Genomic DNA, 22,595 nt, shown 5'->3' with positions numbered 1-22,595 from the left:
CTTATAAATGAATTTGCTCTGATTCGTTATTCCGTTCTGAAAAGGATTTATTGACCAGTTTTGTATGCAGAAACAGCCCGCTGACCAAAAGGACGATAAACGCCATGATGACTGCCGCGTCTACAATGTTGATCAGCATGGAACCGACGGCGATGCACAATCCGATGGAGGCCTCCGCCACCGAAAAAATCCGGCCCTGAATCTGGTTCGCCGCGTTCTCCTGAACTTTGACCTTCGCCAGCACCTCACCGTATTCCATTGCGATAAAGAAAAGAATGGCGGCAATGACTGACACGGCGAAAATCGGGGTAAACAAAAACAGCGCAAGCGAGATGATCGATAACACTGTAAAATACATCAGCCCTTTATTGTTGTTAAAGCCCCATTTGCTGACAAGAGCGGCGCCGATAAAGCCGCCGAAGCCGATACAGAACGTCAGGATGAAATTGCCGATTTCTCCGTCGCCTAAAAAGCGGCTGACAATCGGGAAATAGCTGTAGACGACACCCCACAAAAGCGCCATCGTAATCATCGTGAACATGGCGTTTAACACAAAAGCATTTGTTTTGATTTCCTTCAGGCCTTCTTTAAACGACTGAAAAGCTTCCCTAACGTTTTCTGACTGAATCGGCACGTATTGAAGCTTAATGCGGCTGATGAAAAACGCGGAGACAAGATAGGTCACCCCGTTAAACGCGACGGCAAGCTCCACAGAACCGCCTAACAGAAAAAGTCCGCCGGCTGCAGCGCCGACAATAATCGAAATCGTCGTGGCTTTTGCAAACAAAGTGTTGATATTTTTAATATCCGCTTCTAAAGACGACATGACCGCGAGACGTGCCGGGTTAAAAAACACGCCGCTTCCGTAAGAAACAAACAGCAGCGCCAGAAAAAGCAGCGGATATTCGCCTTTCGGGAGAAATGTCAGCCCCAAAAAGATGACGCCTCTGATCACATCCGTCCACAGCATGATTTTCACCCTGTCGAGCCGGTCCACGAGCACGCCTAAAAACGGCTGAAACACCATCGGAATACTGCGGACCGCGATGACGCCGGACGTCACCCAGTAGTCGTGATAGTATGTAGACAAAATGAGCAGAGCCGGGAGAACGCAATAGTCTCCCATAAACGAAAGCGCCTGCCCGAAAAGCAAATACTTAGAGTTCGGTTTCAGCTGTTTCATACCGGTAACGCATACTTTGCAGTCAGCTTCGCCTGCTGCTGAATTTGTTTGATTGATTCGGCCACGTCACCCGAATTGCTTCCTTTCAGCTCGAACGCCGCAATGCTGTTGAACGCTTCGAACAGCCGCAGATCCACGGATGTACCCGCCTCGGCCGCCGAGAAAGAAACGATTTCGGTGTCTCCCTTTAAGACGCCGCCGGGAATGTCAATGCTTTCAATGACGAAATCGACAGCCGTCTCAGGCAGCTGGCCGTTTTCTTTGAAATGCTGAGGATACAAGTGGCAGTCGGCGACATAGCATGGCTCCTGCTCCAATAATCCTTTCGGCAGATCGGCTTCTTTTCCGAAACAGAGAACATCCAATAACAGCTGCGCCATATCGACGCCGAAGACCTTTTTAATATTCGGAATCATGTTCCAGCCCGCAAATCGTGCCGCTGATTCAATCAGTCCGGCTTCCCGGTTTTTCATTAATTTAATCTCTGTATGTGTTGCGCAGTTTTCGAGGCCGAGTCCTTCATTCGCCTTTTTGGCTGCTTCGACGATTTTCCGCTTCGCGTCATCATCCAGGATGGACGGCGTAATATGCGATGTCTCCGTGAATCCGATTTGCGGTGTTTTATCATGAATTGCGACAGGGAAGTATTCTCCGTCGGCCATGATGCCTTCTATGCTGATATAGTCGGAATAACCGCTTGTTTCGTACCAGTCGTCATACTCGCCCTGCAAAAATTCTTCCGCGATAAACGGCGCTTCAAACGTGACCGCTTTCGGTACGTTAATCGACTTCAGGTATTCATTGACTCTGTTAAATTCGGCTTCTGCCGTTTCCCTCTCTTTGATGAGCGTCACGCCGATGGAGCTCGCCAGATATGTAGGCTTTAGAATGAGCGGCGTTCCGATTTCCTGAAGCGCGGCGCGGAAATCTTCCAGCGTCGTCACCCGTTTGTTTTTGATAGACTTGACGCCGGCCCGGTTGAAAGCGGCTCTCATTTTGTTTTTATCTCTGGCATTTTCAGCGGCCTGTACGCCCGCTCCCCGCAGGCCGAGACGTTCACACGCTTTTGCCATCGGAGCGATAAACAGTTCATTGTTGGTCGTAATGGCGTCAACCGCGAACATGCCGGCCACCTTGACGATTTCTTCGACTACTTCTTCCTCAGGTTTGTCATGATCTTCATGAGCCCAGTAAATCGAATCGGGATGCTCAAAATCAGCCAGACTCTTAAAATAGTCTTTATCTTTTATGACCGCGACCGAGTATTTTTCAATTAATGCCGCATGAGAGGCTGTAATTGCAAAAGGCCTTGGAATAAAGCTGACGAGGTTGTATTTTTCGGCTGCGCTTTTGTAAAACATATGCGGCGGGCATCCCCCAAGGTCAGCGATAACCAATACTGTTTTTCTCTCCATATGTAAACACTCCTTCTCTATTGTGCGGTGTATCCACCGTCTGCGGTGATCGCGCTTCCGGTCATATAGCTTGATAAATCCGACGCGAGAAACAGCATGACGTTCGCTATTTCTTCAGGCTTGCCGAGTCTCAGCAGCGGATTGACTTTCGCTTTTTCTTTTTTGATTTCTTCAAGCGTGCCTTCGTTGTTTTCAAGGAACGACTTTTCATTCAAAGGTGTGTCAATGATTCCCGGGCACACGCAATTGACGCGGATGTTGTGTTTGGCGTAATCGACAGCCATCGAACGCGTCAGCTGCAATACGCCGCCTTTAGAGGCGTTATATGCGGGAATGTCGGGCCATGCAACGACTCCTCCGACGGAGCACGTGTTAATGATATTGCCCTTGCCGCTTTTGAGCATATACTTGAGCGCGTGCTTGCTCATAAGAAACATGCCCGTCAGATTGACGTTGAGCACCTTGTTCCAATCGCTCAGCTCCATCTCATGAATCGGGGCGACAATTTCGATGCCGGCGTTATTGATTAACACGTCCAATCCGCCGAACTTGTCCGCCGCTGACTGGATGGCGTTTTGACATGCCGGCTCATCTGTAATATCCGTCTGCACAAAATGCAGCCTGTCATTGTTTTCTTTCCTGATCATCGCTTCTCCCTGCGCCTCATCAATATCCGCGACGACCACATTCGCCTGCTGATTCAGAAACGCCTGAACCGCGGCATAACCGATGCCTGATGCGCCCCCTGTGATGAGGACGGTTTTATCCGTCAGGTTCATGACTCTTCCGCCTCTAATTTTTTCGCTTTTGCTCTGTTATAGCGCGGAGGGAAAAAGATATTGACTGATTTTGAATCTTTTTCAAATCTGTTGATGGCGCCGTGATCTTCTCTCGGATCGCAGAAATAAGCTGTGCCGAATGTCATATCCACTTTGCAGCCTTCAATGGTCATATCATAGCCGCCGCCGATGCAGATGCCGATCTGTTCATTGCGGTGTTTATGGAACGGCATTTCTCCCCCGTTGCCCGGAATGTTGGCAAGCATGATTTCCACCCAGTCTTCCACGAAGAACGTGACTTCCATACCGGGCAATAAGTCTCTCGTTTTAAAAATATTCAAAAAATAATCTTCAGGGCTTGTGTAGGTTTCACCGGCTTTCAGGCGTTTAATATCAATGGCGATCACTTCTTGATCCGTCTCATTTCTTGCGCCGTGAGGCACATTAGGAGGCGCGATATAGGCTGATTCCAGCGCTGTCATCTTTCTTGTGACATCTCCGACAGTCATGGACAGCTCGCCGGAAACGACAAGGCCGATTTGGACTTCCTTATGCTGATGCGGTTCCACGTTTGTATGCGGCGGAACGTAAGAAAGCAGAACTTCCGTATCTCCTCTGACGGACGAATATTGTCTTACTCCGTTATCCCATTCTATTAATTTAGGCGTCGGGAAATAAAGTTCCTGCAAATCTTGTTCAGTTTTCATCATGAATCTCTCCTTTTCCGAATAATGACCAGCTCATGGGAATGCTTTTAAATGTTTTGACAAAGTGAAGGCCGTACTTTTGTCTGGCCAGCTCATTTGTCAGCGCGATGTCGGACAAACCGTCCTTCACTCTTTTCGCGGCTGCGCTCGTTGAGTTCACCAGATCAAACGTGACATCTTTACGGGTAAAATACTTAATCAAATTGATAGGAGACGGGTGGGATACGATGACAGTCTGATCAAGCATGTCATCCGTATATTCAAAACCGGGCCGGACAGCCAGGCCGTACATCGGGGTGTCGCACCTGAAAATTTGCAGAAGCTGCAGATCCGGTCTCATGTAGAAGTGCTTAATGCCGTCATACGCGTGAGGCACAATTGTGTATTCCAGCGGACTTTGAAGCGTTTTTTCAATGCACGATTCAAATGTATCATGCAGTGATAATTTACTGTTCACCCCTTGGAGAAGGGTAAAATTGGTGATAAAGTTTTTTGCTGCGTACTCACTGCTTGTCCCTTCAGGACCGAGCGTGTTGATCGTAATCAGTTTAGATATTGAATAAGCCTTGCTTTTCGTTTGAATGCTATTATCCAATATAATCATGAGCACCAACCAATCTGTTAAATTTTAAGTAAATATTATCCATAGATGTTCAAGCTGTCAATATTATTTGAAAATATTGATAATTATTCCTATATATTAGAAAACACCCTATGAAATAGGGTGCTAAAAATTAACATTTACAAAATTATAGAAACTTTATTTTACCGATACAATGATTGGTCGGCCTGATGCTCATATTTCTCATACCTTCTGTATGCGAAAACGCTGAGGACAAAGCCGATGAGGGTGACGGCCGCACAGATAAATCCAACAGCTGCATATCCGTATCCGACATAGACCGGACCCATGACAGCAGAACCCAAGGTGACGGCCAAATTGGACGCCAGGCTGTAAAATGCCATGATTTTGCCCCGGCGGCTCTGTGAGCAATCACTTAAAATGGTGCTGAGCAAGGTCACCGTCAGGCTTTGCATCAATCCCCAGACGAATAACCCGATGACCAAAAACGGCATTGATGACGGCGCATAGGCGAGACAGGAAAGCCATATGCTGATCACGGCCAATGCCGCGATCAAAGAGCGCATTTTCCCCGCCTTATCTGCGATTTTTCCGGTGAACACGCTCATGGAAAAACCGACTCCGTACACCATGATCAGCAGCCCTGAAGCTGTATTCCCCCCCGGCAGCACGCGGTGAAGATATGTGCCGAGAAAGGAATACATGCCGTAAAAACCGATCATGTTGCAAAAAGTGATCGTGAGGTATACAGGGACACGGGGCACCTTCAGCGCATCCCGGAAAGTGCCTGCCTGCCGGCCGTTTTCCTCTTCTGTTTTATCCCCATCCGCCGTGCTGCGGCGCGCCTCAATGAAAATGAGCGAAGCAACGAGGACAGACATGAGGGCGAAAATCCAAAACGTCCACCGCCAATTTAAAACGCCGCCGATAAAAGAGCCGATCGGAACGCCGAAAATCAAAGCGAGCGACCAGCTTGACACGATCAGACCCATCACCTTGCCGCGGTACGCATAAGGCACACGGTCGCCGACCACCGCATAAGCTGTCGGCACAAACGCACCCGCCGCAAGCCCGGAAAGCGCCCTGCCCAGAAAGAAGAAAAAGAGATTGTGCGCCAGCGCGCAGATCACCGTGCCGGCCGTAAATATAAGCAGCCCCGCCATCAGGCTGAGTTCCCGGGAATATTTATCGCCCAGCGGAACGAGAAGCGGCGCACCGATAAAAATCATCACTCCGTAAATACTGATGGAAAGCGCCAGCACACTGACATCCGAGCTGAATGCCCGCGCTAAATCCGGAAGCAGCGGAGAAATCACCAGCTCTTCAGAACCGGCGGCAAATACGCCTAATGTCAAAGCAAGCGCGAGACAGATCGGAAATCGGCGTTTCGTTTCGATGTGATCGGTTTGTTTGCTGTTCATGCTCTTTGAACACCTCTTCCGTAAAACTTTTCTACCTTTTGTTGTTTTATAGTTTAGCATCCTTATGTTTCATTTTACATTTCACATGAAAACTAATTCTGTTTTTTTATTTACATTCAGATTTTAAATAAAATATTTAGTTTGTATTCAATAAATGATATAAAATACGCCGTCCGGTTATGCTATAGTGATAGAATCATTTGTTAAGGTGGGGGTCATGAAATGAATAACGCTGATTCAAAGGCCGCCCGCGCAGGCCTCGGCATGGTACTGATTCTCGGGACGCTCGCTTCATTCGGGCCGCTTTCGCTCGATATGTATCTGCCCGCTTTGCCTGAAGTGGCGGCCGATCTTCATACGACAGCGTCACTTGCGCAGCTGAGCCTGACGTTTTGTCTTTTGGGGCTGGCGGTCGGGCAGATCGTTGTCGGGCCGCTCAGTGATATGATCGGGCGCCGGAAGCCGCTCATTCTGTCATTGCTGCTTTATACGCTGTCTTCTTTATTATGCGCCTTCAGCCCTTCTGTTTCGTTTTTAATTGTCATGAGGTTTATTCAAGGATTCACCGGGGCGGCCGGAATCGTCATCGCACGGGCGTCCGCACGCGATATGTATTCCGGAAAAGAATTGACGGCTTTTTTCTCATTACTGATGCTCGTCAATGGGGCGGCACCGATTTTAGCGCCGATTACAGGGGGATTTATCCTTCAGTTTGCCGGCTGGAAAATCGTATTTGTCGTGCTGGCGGTGATCGGCTGTATCATTACTGCCGCCGTGCTTACGGCGTTGCCTGAATCACTCCCGCCGGAAAAGCGGACAAGCGGCGGACTCCGGGAGACGCTGATGACGTTTCGCGGCCTGCTTGGCGACCGGATGTTTATGGGATTTGCGCTCAGCCAGGCATTTGTGATGACCGGCATGTTCGCATATATTGCCGGGTCGCCGTTTGTACTGCAAAACATCTACGGCGTATCGGCGCAAATGTTCAGCCTGCTGTTCGCCGTAAACGGTGCGGGAATCATATGCGCAACCCAAATCACCGGACGGATGGCCAAAACACATGATGAACGGAAGCTGTTTGTCTCCGGGCTTTTGATCGCCGTCATCGGAAGCATCGCTTTGCTTTTATCACTTGCGTTTGGTTTAGGCCTGACGGCGGTCTGCATTTCTTTATTCATCATTGTTTCTTCTGTCGGGATCGTCACGACGACAGGGTTTTCTCTGGCTATGCAGAAACAGGAGAAAGGCGCGGGAAGCGCTGCGGCTCTTCTCGGACTCCTGCCCTTTATCGGCGGTGCGGCTGCCGCTCCCCTTGTCGGGATTGCCGGAGAAGAAAATGCCTGGCCGATGGCCGTCAGCATTTTCGGTTTTGAGTTCTTTGCCGTTCTATCCTATGTGCTGTCGGCCAAACGAAAAACAAAGTAAAGCCCGCCGCTTTTTGCGGAGGGCTTTTTTTCTTATCCGGCAGCGCCTTTTTCCGAAGAAGCCGGCTCACCCTTCAGGCGTTTTTTAATACCGAAGTGATAATACGCGTAACAGATGATCATCAGCGGGACGCCGCAGTACAGACCGATACGCTGGTCGGGGATAAAGATGAGACTGATTAAGATAAGGCCGTAAACCGAAAATCCGAGAATCGGCACGATCGGATAAAGAGGCGTTTTAAATGCCAGGTCTTTCAGATTTCCTCCTTCAGCGAGAAAGCGTCTCCGGAAAACGAATTGTGAAGCGCAGATTGACATCCACGCGACGACGGTAATCATACCGGAGATGGAAATGAGCCACACATACACCGTTTCAGCCGCGAATACACTTGTCAGCAGGGATAAACCGGAGATAGCGATGGTGATGGAAAGAGCTTTCAGAGGCACGCCTTTTTTCGTCAGTTTCGTTAAAGAAGCGGGGCCCATCTTAGTTTTTGATAGGGACCACATCATTCTGGACGAAGCGTACAGCCCGGAATTCGCCACCGACAGCATGGCGGTCAGAATGACAAAGTTCATGATATCAGCCGCATAAGGAACGCCGATTTTATCCAGCACAGCCACAAACGGACTTTCGATGACGCCTGCCGTTTGGTACGGCAAAATGGACACGAGAACAAACATTGCCAGCACGAAGAAAAACAGCGTCCGCCATATGACGTTTCGGATTGAGCGGGGAAGCGTCTTTTCCGGATTTTCGCTTTCTCCCGAGGCGATTCCGACCAGTTCGGTGCCCTGGAATGAAAAATTCACCATGACAAGGGTAAACAGCACGGCTTGGGCACCGTTCGGGAAAAGCCCTTTGTCCGTCGTAAAGTTTGACAGATACGGAGCCGTCTGCCCGCCGTTAAAACCGACAAAGCCGAATACCGCAGCGCAGCCGAGAATAATAAACAATACAATGGCCATGACCTTAATGCTGGAAAACCAAAATTCCATTTCCGCAAAACTCCGCGCAGACAGCGCGTTAATGGAAAAAATGACGACGCCGAATACCAGGCACCACACCCAAATCGGAACGGCCGGAAACCACCGCTGCATTAAAATCCCCGCCGACGTCAGTTCAAGCCCCACTGTATTGGCCCAGCTGAATGCGTACATCCACCCGATCGTAAAACCCGTCGACGGCCCGAGAAACTTTGCGGCATACGCCTGAAATGATCCTGCGACCGGCATGGCGACCGCGAGCTCCCCCAAACAAAGCATCACCAGATACATTAAAAATCCGCCGATCACATAAGCCAATATCGCGCCGATCGGTCCCGCTTCACTGATCGTAAAACCGGAGCCCAGAAAAAGCCCCGTCCCGATCACGCCGCCGAGGGCGATCATAAACAAATGCCGGCCCTTCATCGTGCGCTGCAATTCAGTTTGATTGGTATCTCCCTGCATATACATCCCCCTTATTCCGTTATGTCAGCCATTTGTGCGTATGTCTAATCGGTAGCTGTGCAAAAGGTGCATTGTCGTCTGCTGAATGAGTTCCGGCAGCACATGGAATGTGTACGGCTTGTACACGCGTTCCGTCCATTTATGGCCGTCCTTTCCGTATACCCCTATATTGACCGACGGAATATTCAATTCCCTGATTTCTTTAAAAGGAATCGTCCCGATGACATCCCAGCCCGGAAAATTATCGGTAAAGGCGGAGACCTCCTCGTCTGTTTCATGCAGCGATAAAAAGCTTCCGTCCGCTAAATAAGGGAAAAACTTTTTAAAGGCGAATGTTTCTCCGGTTGACGCCGCTGTTTTATCGACCGCTTCTTGAATGACATGCTGCAAAAGCCGGTCCCGTGTGCTCTCTTCTTTCAGATAATTGTGCGGAAGGTAAGGCGGCGCATAGAAAATAATGACCTTGGCTCCCTGCTCAGGATCGAGTTTTTGCAGTTCCTCGACGGCTTTAAAGCATCTCATCCGCAGTTCAAGATGTTCATATGTTTTAAATGCCTGCCCGATACACTGTGCAGGGTCTATTCCGCGGCTTCTCAGCCTTTTCAGGTAATCTTCCAGACTGTACACTTGAACGTTCCATGACATCTCTTTTTTCGGCAAGCTCGTTCTCTCACAGTATTCGTCGTAATAATCAGATAATTTTCGTTCTGTCTCTTTGCAGGCTTCGTCAGCCACGGCGGTCAGCTGATCCATGACTTCTTTGGCGGTTTTCTCGTAAATAAAATAATTAAAATAGACATAGCTGCTGACGGCGGTCTGCACGTTATACGCTTCCTTGTTGTCACGCTGGTACAGGCAGGTCGGCGGAAGCACAAGCTCCCCTTCAATGTTTTCCGCCATATGAATATTGTTGTGAATTCTTCTGGTGATTTCTGACGCGATCAAATTCGGGTCGATGCCGGACAGCGTATCACCGACATGCACCTCCCGCCCGTAAATCGCAAAGCAAGGCAAAAGCTTCCCTGCCGCGCCCGTGTAGATGTACCTTGTCGTGTCACCCTCATACAGCGGGGTGATAAAATCGTTATTAATCGCTGCTAAATAACGAAGCTGCTTTTCTTGTTTCAGCCGTTTTAATTCAGAAATGCTGGTTAAAATGCCGGAATGCTGGCTTTCTTCATCCGGGTTTGCCATGAACAGAATATGGCCCGGCAGCTGATCGCGCCGTTCAGAAAAGTGAAGCAGATTGGCGAGATGAACGGCAATACCGCTCTGCATATCAACCGAACCCCTTCCGAACATCCACTCGCCTGAGCGGGCGTCCCGCTGCACATCCCGATCAAATTCATAGTTTGAGAAATACTCCGCGAGACGGCCGGAATCAAAAGCGATATCTTTTAAAGGGCCGAAATCCTCGATGCCGACCGTATCAAGATGAGCGTGATAAATGACCGTATTCAGGCTTTCGCCGTTACCCTCAATAAATGCGAAAATATTTTTGCGGCCGTAAGGGTCCTCAGGAATCGCCTGCTCCCACACATGTGACGGATTCTCCTGAAAGTAGGGAAAGCTCTTGATCATATCTTTGATATAGTCGGCTTTTTTTCCTTCTCCCAATGTGCCGTTGATGCTGTTTAACGCCACCAGTGATTTTGTAATGGCTTCTATTTTCTCCTCCGGAAGCATTTTGCTGAGCTGCTGATACATATTCCATCCTCCTTACCCTCATATAGAGAAAATAGCGCGACTCTCTTTTTCATCGCGCTATTTCCGAAAGATTAATAGGCTTCAGACGTTGTTTTTGCCTGCATATGAAGAATCAGATAGTCAGGTCCTCCGGCTTTTGAATCGGTTCCTGACATATTGAAGCCGCCGAACGGCTGGTATCCGACAATCGCTCCCGTACATCCGCGGTTGAAGTATAGATTCCCGACGTGAAAATCTTCGCGGGCGCGTTCAATGTGCGCGCGGGTTTTCGATAACAGAGCGCCCGTCAGTCCGTAATCGGTATTATTGGCAATCTCAAGCATATGGTCGAAATCACGGGCTTTTGAGATCGCGACGACCGGCCCGAAAATTTCCTCCTTCATCAGGCGGGCGTTTTCATCAACATCCGCAAAAATGGTCGGCTGAATAAAGTATCCTTTTGAATCATCACCTTCGCCTCCCGTCAGGAGTTTTCCTTCTGTTTTGCCGATTTCGATATAACTCATGACTTTATTATAAGATGCTTCGTGGATGACTGGCCCCATGTATGTATCAAAATCTTCCGGACTTCCGACGGTGAGTGATTTTGTTAAAGCGACGGCTTTTTCAACAACTTCATCATAGACGTCCTGATGGATGACCGCACGGGAACCGGCTGAACATTTTTGGCCTGAGAATCCGAAGGCGGAATACACGATTGAGGAAGCGGCAAGATCAAGATCAGCATCTCTGTCTACAAGCACCGTATCTTTCCCTCCCATTTCGGCAATGACCCGTTTCAGCCACTTTTGGCCCGGCTGTACTTTTGCGGCGCGTTCATAGATGCGGCATCCGACCGCGCGGGAACCTGTAAACGACACAAATCTCGTCTTCGGATGCTCAACCAGATAGTCGCCGATTTCTCCTCCGTCGCCCGGTATGAATTGGAGCACGCCGTCCGGCAGGCCCGCTTCTTTCATCACTTCAACGAATTTCGCCGCCACGACAGGCGCCGCATCCGCCGGTTTCAGCAGTATCGTGTTGCCTGTTACGATGGCTGCCGCCGCCGTTCCCGCCATAATCGCAAGCGGGAAGTTGAATGGAGAGATGACGATCCCCACCCCAAGCGGCTCATAGTGATACTGATTATATTCTCCGTCACGGCTCTTTACAGGGGAACCGTCTTTCAGTTTCAGCATCTGACGGGCGTAATACTCTAAAAAGTCGATCGCTTCCGCCGTATCCGCATCCGCTTCCTTCCACGGTTTTCCCGCTTCTTTCACTAGATATGCGGAGAATTCGTGCTTTCTTCTGCGGATGATCGCCGCCGCTTTAAACAGCACATTCGCGCGGTGTTCCGGCCGTACTTTTTTCCATGTTTGAAATGCCTGCAGCGCAGCCTGCATGGCCTTTTCCGCAAGTTCTTTTCCGGCGGCCGATACAGAACCGATCACTTCTTTTTTATCTGCCGGATTGACGGAAATGATCTTTTTATCCGTTTCAATCGCTTCACCGTTGATGATAAGCGGATAATGCTTGCCGAGCTGTGAATTCACATAAGCCAGCGCTTCCTGAAACGATTGTTTATTTGTCTCTTCCTGAAAATTTGTAAATGGTTCGTGTGCGTATGAAACTGTCATTAGAATTCCTCCCCGTATTTTGTAATGTGTGCTCACGCTTTATGAAGATGCAAGAAGCATACCAGCATAGCAATTTGTGATAAAAATAAGAAAATCTTTGCCGAAAGCGGACGAAGCTTGTCCGAATCTGTCAGCTGTAATCTGAAAACGCAAAGAAATTTTGCGATCCGCTATATAACTGATGCAAAATCTCTTTGCGGATAACACTTATACCCAGCCGCGGAACCGGGCCGCTTCAGCCGACTTTCTGATGCCCGTCATATAGGCGGCCAAACGCATATCGACTTTGTGGATATGCGCTGTCTGATAAATGGATTCAAACGAATTCACCATGACGCTGCGCAGTTTTCCGGCGACTTCCTCCTCAGACCAGTAAAAGCCTTGATTATTTTGCACCCATTCAAAATAAGACACCGTCACGCCGCCGGCGCTTGCCAAAATATCCGGCACGAGAAGCACGCCTCTTTCATTCAGAATTTTCGTGGCATCTATCGTTGTCGGGCCGTTTGCCGCCTCCACAATGATTGAAGCTTTAATGTGATGGGCGTTTTCAGCCGTAATCTGATTGGAGATTGCAGCGGGCACGAGAATATCACAGTCCTTTTCCAGCAGCTCCCTGTTCGTTATGACATCCGAGAAGAGATTCGTCACCGTGCCAAAGCTGTCCCGCTTATCCAGCAGGTAATCAATGTCAAGGCCGTCAGGGTCATACAAAGCGCCGTGGGCGTCTGAGATGCCGATCACCTTGGCGCCGGCGTCATGCATAAATTTAGCGAGAAAGCTCCCCGCATTTCCGAACCCCTGAATGATGATCCGCGCATTTTCCAATGGAATCCCTTTTTTCTTAACGGCTTCCTCAATACAAATCGTGACGCCTTGCGCGGTCGCCGTTTCCCGCCCCTGTGAACCGCCGAGAACAATCGGTTTGCCCGTAATGAATCCCGGTGAATCAAATTCTCTCAGGCGGCTGTATTCGTCCATCATCCATGCCATAATCTGCGAGTTGGTATATACGTCGGGAGCCGGAATATCCTTTGTCGGACCGACGATCTGGCTGATCGCACGCACATATCCGCGGCTCAGCCGTTCCAGCTCTCCGAATGACATCGTCCGAGGATCACAGATGATGCCGCCTTTTCCGCCCCCGTAAGGAAGATTTGTGATGCCGCATTTTAAAGTCATCCAGATGGAAAGCGCCTTAACCTCTTCTTCACTGACTTCCGGATGAAACCGCACGCCCCCTTTTGTCGGGCCGACTGCGTCATTATGCTGTGAGCGGTAGCCCGTGAAAACCTGTACTGAGCCATTGTCCATTTTGACAGGGATGCGGACGGTCAAAAGCCGCATCGGCTCTTTCATCAGTTCATACATATTGTCAGGGTACCCCAGTTTTCGCAGGGCCTCTTTTATGATCGATTGTGTTGACAAGAACAAATTAAGAACTTCTTTTTCTTCATCTTTCTGATTGCTTTTAGAAATCGGGTTGGCTGACATGTTTTATCACCTCATCGTATTTTACGTGTAAGCTTCAATTACCGGCAGAACAAAATGTAAGCGCTTTTACACCAAAACCCATCAATCCCTTTCACATTGTCGTTACGCCCTTTTTTATATGCAAGATTCATGCCAGGTTTTTTGCGCATAAAAAAAAGAGGCTGTTGTCAGCCTCTTTCATCCCCGATTAACGCGGGTCAATAACCAGCTTTGTTTCGGCATAAAGACTGCCGGCCCCCAAACCGTTTACGTAATCGCCTTTAATTGTATACGCGCCCGCGCGCGGAAGGTTTTTACGCACTAGGACGAGATTGTATTCAGACGCGCCCAATAAGTCAAGGGTAAGCGGAAGTCTGACCGTTTTTCCGTAGTTGAGAATTTGCGTTTCTTTCAGTGTTCTTCCGTTTACAGAGTCCCTCACAGTGGCGTTGAACCCGTCAGGAAATTGAAATTCAACGGCGCCGACGGCAAGCAGCGCATTCGGCTTGTATGTGACTTCAATATCAGACGTCGCGTATTCTTTCGTACTATTGACGGTTTTCGCTTCAATAACGGCAGATTGGGCGTTCGCATGAAAAGATGGCAAGAACACAGATGAAAATACCGCAGCACTGATGAGAAAGGCCGAAAATGATTTTCTTTTTAACATCATGAATTCCTCCAGATCATATGGGATTCAGAGCGTCCTCTGCCGGAAAAGCGTGTCTGATGGTTCCATTCGCGAATTGGGTTTCTCTTTTCCTGAGAATAATCTACCACCTTTATCCATGGAAGTAAATTATTTTTTAGAATATTCAATCATTTATTTTTCACGAGATGAATCAGCACAAAAAACGAAGACATCCGCTGTCTTCGTCTTGTGCGCTATCGGTGAGCCGTCTGCCAGTCAAATCCGATGGTGTCATCATTCCACGGAATTCTTTTTTCGTCAGGCTGATCCGGATTGTAGGACATTGTCGTGAAATAAATAATGGTCAGCGGGGTTTCACCCAGCACTCTGTACCCGTGTGCGACGCCCCTAGGAATGAGAAGGAGCATCGGATTGTCTTCTCCCATGTAGTAGACATCCGTTTCTCCCTTGGTTGCCGACTCTTCGCGAAGGTCATGCAGCACGACCTGGGCGTGGCCCGTCGGAAAAAACCACAGGTCATCCTGTTTCTCATGATAGTGAAATGCTTTAATGACGCCGGGGTAGCTTTTGGACCAGGAAGCCTGCCCGAAACGCTCTAAGAGATGTTCATCGTCACGGACGAGTTCTGAGAAAAAACCCCGGTCATCGCTGTGTTTGATCAGCTTTTTGATTTTTACGCCTTCGATCACTTGCACTGTCCCTCCCTTTGTAAATAATCATGCAGCGCTTCCCGCCAATGCCTCATGCCGAGCCCCTGCCGTTCAATCGACTCAAGACTCAACACCGAGTAAGCGGGGCGCGGCGTCTCATTTCCGTATTCCTCCGTCGTGACGGGCAGCACGGAGGCGGTTCTGCCGCTTTCTTCAAAAATAGCCTTGGCAAATTCATACCAGCTGCACACTCCGCTGTTTGCGGCGTGGTATAAGCCCGGCGGCCTGTCAAACAGACCGATCACCGTTTCGGCTAAATCCTTTGTGTACGTCGGCGCTCCGACTTGATCGTTAACGACACGCACCTGATCATGTGTATCCGCAAGTTTCAGCATCGTATTGACAAAGTTGTGCCCGCCGCTGCCGTACACCCACGACGTTCTGATAATGGTGTGGTTTTTTCCCGTTAACCGGATCAGTTCTTCGCCGAGTTTTTTGCTTTTTCCGTAAATCGTGCCCGGATCTGCGGGATCATCGGTCTGGTATGGCCGTGTTCCTTTGCCGCTGAAGACGTAATCGGTGCTGATGTGAATGAATTTCGCGCCGGTGTTTTCAGCCTCAAGCGCGGCATAATAAGCGCCGATTCCGTTTATTAAATACGCTTTGTCGAGCTCCGTTTCACATTTGTCAACGGAGGTGTATGCCGCCGTATTGACGACGATATCCGGCTTGTAATGGCTGAACGAGTGCCGCACCGAACGCTGGTCGGATATGTTCATCATCGCTTTTGTCAAGGCGATCACTTCATACCCTTCCCGCTTCAGCTGGCGGCATAACTCCCGCCCCAGCTGGCCGGCCGCTCCGGTTACTAATACCTTCGTCAATCGGATCCCCTTCTTTCCGATTAGTCTTGGCTGTTTGTATACCAGCGAATGGTTCTTCTCATTCCTTCTTCAAATGTGACGTCCTGCCGCCATCCCAGCTCATTTTTCAGCTTTGAAGCATTGATGGCGTAACGGCGGTCATGCCCTTTTCTGTCTTCGACATGAGCAAACCGTTCCTCGACACCGAGCTCCTTCATGATAAATGACGCAAGCTCTTTATTCGTCCGTTCATTTCCTCCGCCGATATTGTAAATGTCACCGAGTGTTCCTTTTTCCAGCACGAGCTTAATGGCGCGGCAATGATCTTCGGCGAACAGCCAGTCTCTGATCTGCATCCCGTCGCCGTACAGCGGAACCGGCGTGCCGTTTACGGCATGCCTGATAATGGTCGGAATCATTTTCTCGTGATGCTGGTACGGCCCGTAATTGTTGCTGCATCTTGTAATGATGGCAGGAAGCTTATGGGTTCTCACGTAAGACATGACGAGCAGGTCTGAGCTTGCCTTGCTGGCGGAATACGGATTGTTCGGAGAAAGCGGCGTCGTCTCCGTAAAAGCGGGATCATCCGGCGCCAAATCTCCGTACACCTCATCTGTGGAAATGTGAATCAGCCTGCCGGCTTTTCCCTGTAACACCGCGTCCGCCAGTCGGTATGTGCCCATCACATTTGTTGTGATAAACGGCTCTGCCTGATTTATGCTTCTGTCCACATGGGATTCAGCCGCAAAATGAATGACAGCGTCATACATTTGGGAAAAGACTTTGTCAATGTCCTCTTTTTCAGAAATGTCACCTTTGATAAAACGGAAACGGCCGTTCTTTTTTAAGGCTTCTATTTCAAGCGGCCTGCTTGCATACGTGAGATTATCCAGGACGGTAATCTGCGCGTCCGTTTCTTTCAGCATCATCTTTGTAAAGGTAAGGCCGATAAATCCGGCGCCCCCTGTAATTAAATATGATTTTGGCATGATTAATGCTCCTGTCCTTTCTGTAATGCCTGATGCGCCAGGCTTCCGGCAAGGTGGAGCGATTCATGCGTGCCCGCATCCACCCACCAGCCCGTTAACACATCATACGTCAGCTCACTGTGTTCAATGTATAAATTATTGACATCCGTAATTTCCAGTTCGCCGCGTTTTGAAGGGGAAATTTGTTCAATATAAGAAAACACTTCTGCGTCGTACATGTAGATCCCTGTGACGCATAGTCTGGTCGGCGGCTGCTCCGGCTTTTCAATGATCGACTTGATCCGTTTGTTTTCCTCATCAATCTCGGCGATGCCGAAGCGCTCCGGATCGTCCACTTCTTTCAGCAGCACTTTCGCTCCTTTTCCCTGCTTTGCGAAACGCTCCGTATAAGGTTTTAATGAATCTTCAAAAATATTATCTCCCAAAAGCAGAACGAACGGATCGCGCCCGGTAAACCGCTTTGCGTATGATAAACCGTCGGATATGCCGGATGCGGCTGGCTGAACCTGATATGTGATTGAGACGCCGAGCTCTTCTCCGGTTTCGAGAAGTTTATGAAATTGCGGAATATATTCTTTTTGCGTAATCAGCAAGATATCTGTAATCCCCGCTTCTTCCAGCTTCATGACCGACCAGTAAATCATCGGATATGGACCGACAGGGAGTAAATGCTTATTGACCGCTTTTGTCAGCGGCATAAGGCGTGAGCCGGTGCCTCCGGCTAAGATAACACCTTTCACATGAACACTTCCTTACGTGTGGTTTTATCACAAATCATAAAGAATCGCCGCCGCCCGTTTGATGCCCCTGCCGTCAACCAGCGGCTTTCCGTATTGATGAAGTCCGGTCCGCATCGGATAATCAGCGGCCATGTCAGACATATGCCGAGCGAGAACGTCCGGTGATATGCATTCACCAAGGCCGAGATGAATGGCGGCCCCCCGTGCGGCGAATTTTTCCGCCGTCTCAGTTTGATGCTCCACTTGAGAAAGTACGATGCAGGGCACACCTGTACAAATGGTTTCATATAAAGTGATCCCGCCGGACACGACGGCCATATCAGCCCTCGAAAGAAGCGCGGCCATGTCATTTGTCTGCCTTACCATCTCGGCATAAGGCATTTGTGTAAGATGCGCGCGCACGTCGTCAGCATGAGGCGCGGCGCCGCCCATGATGATGATCACTCGTTTTCGATGAATGTCGGGGATGCGGCGGCATGCTTCCATCACTTTAAAGACAAGCTTCTTCGGGTCGCTTCCTCCTAATGAGACCAATATGGTCCCGCATTCTTTTCTCAGCTGATAGAGCTGTTTGGCTTTTTCAAAACCCGGATGAAGAATCATATATTCCGGGCCTTCATATACAGCGGCGCTGCCCATTTGGACCGTCCGGCTTTTCAGCCCGCCGTAAATGCCGTTTATAACGGCATCGCATAAATGAATGACATGTTCCCGTTTTTCTTCAAATAAGACGATGCGTGCCGATGAATGCTTTTTGACTTCCTCTAACCAGTCACACGGCATATCGAGCAGATCGAATATAAGAAGGTCAGGAGCCTGCCTGTTTATTTCCCGGACAATAAATTCCTTCTGTTCCTTGTCAGGCTTGATGATCACTTCCCATTGATCAGAAGACAGATAAGAAGAAGCCTCTTTATTTGTGCAGAACGTTATTGAGCAATTGTTCTTAATGGCACCGGCAAGCAGCTTCATCCGGACCGCGTGCCCCATGCCGATGTCACGGCCCCCGTCAGCGAAAATCAGAACCCGCATGCTAATCAGCCTCTTTTTGCCGGATCATTTGATTAATGGCCCTGAGCTCCGGATCACGATTCAGCAGATGGATCAATTCTTTTGCCGGAATATCAGGACGCGAGCCCGCTTTTACGTACAGCTCGCGGGCCAGCCTGTAGTCCTCTTCTGTATCGACGGTCATCCGCAAGTGAGGAGCCCGGAGTTCCTGCGGGGGCTCAGGAAAGAGAAGCCGGTACCTCTCAGGAGATTCTCTTATTAAAAGCGTGACATGTTCCTGGTATTTGTCCGCCAGCGTTTTGTCGGCATTGATCTCCGTTAAAAGTCGCGCGTTTACCGCCTCGCCGCCGATGCCGAGCGGTGTACCGCAGATATACGTGTAGTCTGCGTGCTGATCTAAATGCGATTGAATCAGAAAATCAAGCAGCGAAGGGTCGACAAACGGGTTATCCCCCGTCAGTCTGACTGCGATGTCCGGTTTAACTTGTTCGATGACTTGTGCAAACCGGTCAAGCACGCGCTGCTCGCTGCCGCGGTGCACACGGTAGTTCTTGCTGAGGCAGTGCGCAGACAGAATGTCGTCGGTCTTGCTGTCAGACGAGGCGACGATCAGATTATCCCGCGATTGATCATAATACGCGCTTTGCCGAACCCTTTTGACAATCATATCGAGGATCGTATACCCGCCGATCGGTTTCAGCACTTTACCGGGAAGACGCCCGCTTCCCATCCGCGCCTGAATGATAAACAAAATGTCAGTCATCATATGAGCTGCCTTTCGTCAAAAGGTCATCCCAAGTGATGCCCGTGTCGGCGGGAATATCCCTGACCGCACGCGCGCCGTCAGTTAAAAGCTCAAAATATCTCGGGTGGAGCCCCTGCGGTTTTTGGCCGGGACGAAGGACGGCAAGGTTTTCCGCCGTAAAACATTCGCCTTTTTGAATCGGCGCTGTTGAAAAAATGCCTCTGTAAGCGAACCTTCTGATATCCCCTTCAATCGGTGTCGTGGTTTTATGGGAGCTTCCCGACAGCACTTCCGGCACCGGAGCGTGATGCCCCTGCCGCAGCTCCGCTTCAACTGAGCGGATTGCCGCAACCATTTCTTTTAATTCATCCGGATTGAGGGCGAAGGAGTGATCAGCACCGGGCAGGTTTTTATCGATCGTAAAATGCTTTTCAATCAGTTTCGCTCCGAGCCTGACAGCCGCGCACGGCACATCATACGGATGGGCGCTGTGATCGGAGAAACCGATCACAGCATCCGGGAATGCAGCGGCAAGCATGGGAATGACGCTCAGATTGCTGTATTCAGGCGGCGCGGGATATTTCGCCACACAATGCATGATCGCAATTTCTGTGTTCCCCTCGCCGGTAATGGTTTGATAAGCCTCCTGAATATCTGAAATATCAGCGCCCGCGGTGGAAAAGATAATCGGGGTCTTCAGCCCCGCAACATATTTCAATAACGGCAGATGGTTCAGCTCGTAGGAGGCGATTTTAAAGGCTGAAGGCGAAGTCGCATACAGTAAGTCGGCAGAGCCTTCGTCACAGACCGTGCTTAAAAACAGCACGCCTTTTTTCTTACAATATTCAAGCAGCGGTTCGATCCACTCGGCGGGCATTTCCATTGATTGCACCAAAGAAAAAATAGAGACGTTTTTTCCCGCAGCGGTTTTGTACAAGCCGGGGTCTTTCTGATACATTTTGTCAGCCTGAAACATTTGGAACTTGACCGCGTCCGCGCCGGCCTCACTGGCCGCATCTATCAATTCAAACGCCTGGCTCAGTTTTCCGTCATGATTAATTCCGGCTTCGGCGATGATGAATACGGGTGAACCTTCGCCGATTGACTTCGTTCCGATTTGGCATGATGCCATCAGTCCGCCTCCTTCCCGGGCCACACATGATAGTAGTAATAGGACGCATCCGCTTTAAATCCCATTCTTTCATACAGGCGGATGGCTCTTACATTGTGGAGCTGCGTTCCCGCTGATACAGTCTTATGCTGAAAGCGCAATGATTGTTCAATCACATGCGCCGCTAAATGGAATCCCGCTCCTTTTCCTTCAAATCCCGGCTTTACCGCCATCAGATCAAGGACGAATTCATCGCCTTTAGACAGCCCCTGAACAAAGCCCACGGTCTCTCCCTTATATGTGGCGGCGAATTGTAACGAAGCTCTGCCTTCCGCGTTATTCCGCGCCCACTCTTCAAACAGGCGGTTTGCACTTTCATAGCTGAGGCGGGGGTCTTGATAATACCTGCTTTTTGTAAAGGCGTCGCGGGCCAGCCGGCTGATCGCTTCCGTGTCGCCGGGTCCGGCTTCTGTAATCTCAAATGGCGGCGTGCTGTTATAAACACGCACCGGACTGACGAGCTTGAGAAGACTCCCTACAAAATAAGCGTTCGGAAGCTGCTGAACGACCTGCATCGCGCCGATATCTTCAGCCGGTATTTTAATAAATATAAAATCAGTGCCTGCCGCCCGCCTTGCCGCGTAAAATTCCTGAAACAGCCTTTTGAGCTGTCCGGCGCTGTTTGCGGCTGCAAGCTTCACATTGATGATATTTTTTCGAAACAATTGACTTTCCCACGAAGAGTTTTCATATAAAATCACGCCTTGAAGGCTGTTTTCTTCCAATAAACAGAGCGACGATTCATAGGCTTCCGGCTGAATGCCCTTCTGATGCAGGAAGGTATGAATCATGTCCTGCGCAAGATTTTCCCTCAGTCTGTACACCTAATCAGCCCCTTTGACGATATCCGTAACGGCTGCAATGACGTATTCAACGTCGTCATCTGTCATTGACGGATAAAGAGGGAGTGACACGGTGCGGTGATAATACGCTGCAGCGGCCGGAAAGTCAGTTTCCTTATACCCGTACGTTTTTTGATAATACGGATGGAACGGAACCGGAATAAAATGAACACTTGTGCCGATATTATATTGGTCTTTTAAAGCGGAAATCAGATCGTTCCGGCTGACCCCGGCCTCCTGCTCCTCTATTTGAAGAACATACAGATGCCATGCATGCCGTCCGTCATCACTGACATGCGGGATGGTCAGCCCTTTCATGTGTCTGAAGGCGTCCTGGTAGCGGCTCGCAATGTCGGCTCTTCTTTGCTGCATGCTGTCAATCCGTTTCAGCTGATGAAGCCCAAGCGCTGCCTGAAGATCAAACATATTCATTTTATAGCCGGGCGTTTCGACCTCGTAGTACCAGCTTCCGTTTGAAGAATAGCGGTTCCACGCGCCTTTGCTCATGCCGTGAAGGCTGAGCACCCTGATCTGATCGGCGAGCCCGTCATCGTCCGTCGTCAGCATGCCGCCTTCACCGGTTGCCAGGTTTTTTGTCGCGTAGAAGCTGAATGCCGTCGCATCGCCGATTGATCCGATCATTTTCTGTTTATACGTGGTATACACGGCATGTGCGGCATCCTCTAAGACAAATAACTGATGCTTTTCGGCAATGGCCAGAATCTGATCCATATCACACGACTGGCCGGCGAAATGAACGGGTACAATCGCTTTTGTCCGCGGGGTGACGGCCGCCTCAATTTTTTTAGGGTCCGCATTCAGCGAAAGCGGATCGATGTCAACAAACACCGGAACGGCGCCTGTGTGCACGATTGTATTGGCCGTTGAACTGAACGTCACGGCAGACGTGATGACCTCGTCGCCGGGACCGATCCCTTTCGCTTTCAGGGCCAAAAACAAAGCGGCGGTACATGAGTTCAGCGCGATCGCGTGCTTTGCCCCCGTCCAGGCGGCAAAGGCTTTTTCAAACGCCTCTACTTTCGGTCCCTTTGAAAGCCAGCCCGATTCAAGCGTATCAATAACCTCCTGAATTTCGTCCTTCCCGATCATGGGCAATGAATAGGGAAGAAAAGCTGATCTTTTTTGCACCATTTTCTTTGCGCTCCTAT

General features: G+C 49.7%; 21 protein-coding genes. 1 reads left to right on the top strand and 20 read right to left on the bottom strand.

The window, feature by feature from the left end; genetic code table 11:
• Position 1 precedes the first annotated feature (1 nt).
• The 6 genes from BR62_RS0101350 to BR62_RS0101325 all read right to left on the bottom strand — a co-directional run bounded on the left by BR62_RS0101350 (position 2) and on the right by BR62_RS0101325 (position 6,088).
• A complete protein-coding gene (locus BR62_RS0101350) occupies positions 2-1,183 on the bottom strand; it encodes an MFS transporter (RefSeq protein ID WP_032869428.1) in 1,182 nt (393 codons plus the stop codon).
• Complete coding sequence (locus BR62_RS0101345; protein ID WP_020957989.1) at positions 1,180-2,598, bottom strand: alanine--anticapsin ligase; 1,419 nt, start codon at positions 2,596-2,598, stop codon at positions 1,180-1,182. Before BR62_RS0101345 ends, BR62_RS0101350 begins: the two co-directional genes overlap by 4 nt.
• Positions 2,599-2,615: 17 nt before the next feature.
• Entirely contained in the window at positions 2,616-3,377 is a 762-nt protein-coding gene (gene bacC, locus BR62_RS0101340) for a dihydroanticapsin 7-dehydrogenase (RefSeq protein WP_020957990.1), read from the bottom strand.
• Entirely contained in the window at positions 3,374-4,084 is a 711-nt protein-coding gene (locus BR62_RS0101335; RefSeq protein ID WP_032869426.1) for a 3-((4R)-4-hydroxycyclohexa-1,5-dien-1-yl)-2-oxopropanoate isomerase, read from the bottom strand. The genes bacC and BR62_RS0101335 overlap by 4 nt, the downstream gene beginning before the upstream one ends.
• Positions 4,074-4,688, bottom strand: a complete 615-nt coding sequence (locus BR62_RS0101330; protein ID WP_015418458.1) for a bacilysin biosynthesis protein BacA — start codon at positions 4,686-4,688, stop codon at positions 4,074-4,076. The genes BR62_RS0101335 and BR62_RS0101330 overlap by 11 nt, the downstream gene beginning before the upstream one ends.
• 161 nt (positions 4,689-4,849) lie before the next feature.
• On the bottom strand, positions 4,850-6,088 hold the full coding sequence (locus tag BR62_RS0101325) for an MFS transporter (RefSeq protein WP_032869424.1): 1,239 nt from the start codon (positions 6,086-6,088) through the stop codon (positions 4,850-4,852).
• Positions 6,089-6,310: 222 nt separating this feature from the next.
• On the opposite strand from BR62_RS0101325, the gene BR62_RS0101320 reads away from it, so the two are divergent.
• Positions 6,311-7,513, top strand: coding sequence for a multidrug effflux MFS transporter (locus tag BR62_RS0101320; RefSeq protein ID WP_032869422.1), 1,203 nt, complete (start codon positions 6,311-6,313; stop codon positions 7,511-7,513).
• A gap of 32 nt (positions 7,514-7,545) precedes the next feature.
• Here the strand turns inward: BR62_RS0101320 and BR62_RS0101315 are convergent, their stop codons facing one another.
• From BR62_RS0101315 to BR62_RS0101250, 14 genes are all read right to left on the bottom strand, one after another.
• Positions 7,546-8,964, bottom strand: a complete 1,419-nt coding sequence (locus BR62_RS0101315) for an amino acid permease (protein ID WP_032869421.1) — start codon at positions 8,962-8,964, stop codon at positions 7,546-7,548.
• Between the two features lie 24 nt (positions 8,965-8,988).
• A complete protein-coding gene (locus BR62_RS0101310) occupies positions 8,989-10,671 on the bottom strand; it encodes a M20 family metallopeptidase (RefSeq protein WP_020957992.1) in 1,683 nt (560 codons plus the stop codon).
• Between the two features lie 71 nt (positions 10,672-10,742).
• A complete protein-coding gene (pruA, locus tag BR62_RS0101305) occupies positions 10,743-12,290 on the bottom strand; it encodes an L-glutamate gamma-semialdehyde dehydrogenase (RefSeq protein ID WP_015418463.1) in 1,548 nt (515 codons plus the stop codon).
• A 207-nt stretch (positions 12,291-12,497) separates the two neighbouring features.
• On the bottom strand, positions 12,498-13,784 hold the full coding sequence (locus BR62_RS0101300; RefSeq protein WP_025285442.1) for a Glu/Leu/Phe/Val family dehydrogenase: 1,287 nt from the start codon (positions 13,782-13,784) through the stop codon (positions 12,498-12,500).
• A gap of 187 nt (positions 13,785-13,971) precedes the next feature.
• On the bottom strand, positions 13,972-14,433 hold the full coding sequence (gene bslB / locus BR62_RS0101295) for a biofilm surface layer hydrophobin BslB (protein ID WP_022537147.1): 462 nt from the start codon (positions 14,431-14,433) through the stop codon (positions 13,972-13,974).
• 215 nt (positions 14,434-14,648) lie between these two features.
• Positions 14,649-15,104 (bottom strand): dTDP-4-dehydrorhamnose 3,5-epimerase family protein, encoded by a 456-nt coding sequence (locus tag BR62_RS0101290; protein WP_007407682.1) that lies wholly within the window; start codon positions 15,102-15,104, stop codon positions 14,649-14,651.
• Positions 15,101-15,949, bottom strand: a complete 849-nt coding sequence (rfbD, locus tag BR62_RS0101285; RefSeq protein WP_007407683.1) for a dTDP-4-dehydrorhamnose reductase — start codon at positions 15,947-15,949, stop codon at positions 15,101-15,103. Before rfbD ends, BR62_RS0101290 begins: the two co-directional genes overlap by 4 nt.
• A 20-nt stretch (positions 15,950-15,969) precedes the next feature.
• Complete coding sequence (gene rfbB, locus BR62_RS0101280; RefSeq protein WP_032869419.1) at positions 15,970-16,917, bottom strand: dTDP-glucose 4,6-dehydratase; 948 nt, start codon at positions 16,915-16,917, stop codon at positions 15,970-15,972.
• A 2-nt stretch (positions 16,918-16,919) separates the two neighbouring features.
• On the bottom strand, positions 16,920-17,657 hold the full coding sequence (locus BR62_RS0101275; protein WP_032869417.1) for a sugar phosphate nucleotidyltransferase: 738 nt from the start codon (positions 17,655-17,657) through the stop codon (positions 16,920-16,922).
• 27 nt (positions 17,658-17,684) lie between these two features.
• A complete protein-coding gene (locus BR62_RS0101270; protein WP_032869415.1) occupies positions 17,685-18,689 on the bottom strand; it encodes a PseG/SpsG family protein in 1,005 nt (334 codons plus the stop codon).
• A gap of 1 nt (position 18,690) precedes the next feature.
• A complete protein-coding gene (locus BR62_RS0101265; RefSeq protein WP_032869413.1) occupies positions 18,691-19,431 on the bottom strand; it encodes a cytidylyltransferase domain-containing protein in 741 nt (246 codons plus the stop codon).
• Positions 19,424-20,545 (bottom strand): N-acetylneuraminate synthase family protein, encoded by a 1,122-nt coding sequence (locus BR62_RS0101260; RefSeq protein WP_032869411.1) that lies wholly within the window; start codon positions 20,543-20,545, stop codon positions 19,424-19,426. The genes BR62_RS0101265 and BR62_RS0101260 overlap by 8 nt, the downstream gene beginning before the upstream one ends.
• Positions 20,545-21,408: a GNAT family N-acetyltransferase gene (locus BR62_RS0101255; RefSeq protein ID WP_020957998.1), complete on the bottom strand. Its 864-nt coding sequence runs from the start codon at positions 21,406-21,408 to the stop codon at positions 20,545-20,547. Before BR62_RS0101255 ends, BR62_RS0101260 begins: the two co-directional genes overlap by 1 nt.
• Positions 21,409-22,578, bottom strand: coding sequence for a DegT/DnrJ/EryC1/StrS family aminotransferase (locus BR62_RS0101250; RefSeq protein WP_007407691.1), 1,170 nt, complete (start codon positions 22,576-22,578; stop codon positions 21,409-21,411). It abuts the gene before it with no gap.
• Between the last annotated feature and the right edge of the window lie 17 nt (positions 22,579-22,595).

It is taken from the genome of Bacillus sp. UNC69MF, from assembly GCF_000746035.1.
Lineage (GTDB): Bacteria > Bacillota > Bacilli > Bacillales > Bacillaceae > Bacillus > Bacillus velezensis.
Note: the sequence above shows the minus strand (reverse complement) of the source record. Positions and strands in the feature narration are given on the sequence as shown.